We start from the raw sequence: 518 nt of genomic DNA, 5'->3' as shown, positions 1-518 counted from the left end.
GCAGAGCCTGGTGGAGGCGAACCTGGCTTTCCTGAAGAGCCAGATCAACCCGCACTTCCTCTTCAACGCGCTCAACTTTTTCTACGCCCAGGTCTACCCCCACTCCGAGGGCGCGGCCAAGGGCATCCTGCTGCTCTCCGACATCATGCGCTACGCCCTGCACGAGGACCCCGACGGCAAGGTGCCGCTGGGCCAGGAGGTGCAGCACGTGCGCAACTACATCGCCCTGAACCAGCTGCGCTTCAACCAGCAGCTGCAGGTCGACTTCCGCGTCAGCGGCCAGCTCGAGTACCGCCTGATCCTGCCGCTGGTGCTCATCACCTTCGTCGAGAACTGCTTCAAGCACGGCGAACTGCACGAGCCGGACCGGCCGGTGCAGATCCGCCTGAGCGTGGAGCAGAACCGGCTCGAGTTCCAGACCCGCAACCAGCTCCGGCACGGCCCGAAGGAGCAGAGCACCGGCATCGGGCTGGCCAACACCCGCCGCCGCCTGGCCCTCGTCTACCCCGGCCGCCACC

At 66.6% G+C, this 518-nt stretch carries 1 protein-coding gene; it reads left to right on the top strand.

Going from position 1 to position 518, the window contains the following annotated elements:
* Window positions 1-518, top strand: a 518-nt coding sequence (locus ABD903_RS23220; RefSeq protein WP_345228255.1) for a sensor histidine kinase, incomplete at both ends; no start/stop codon positions are given.

The organism is Hymenobacter koreensis (genome assembly GCF_039541855.1).
GTDB classification, from domain to species: Bacteria; Bacteroidota; Bacteroidia; order Cytophagales; family Hymenobacteraceae; genus Solirubrum; species Solirubrum koreensis.
The sequence above is the reverse complement of the archived record's forward strand: the minus strand, read 5'-3'. Positions and strand labels throughout refer to the sequence as shown.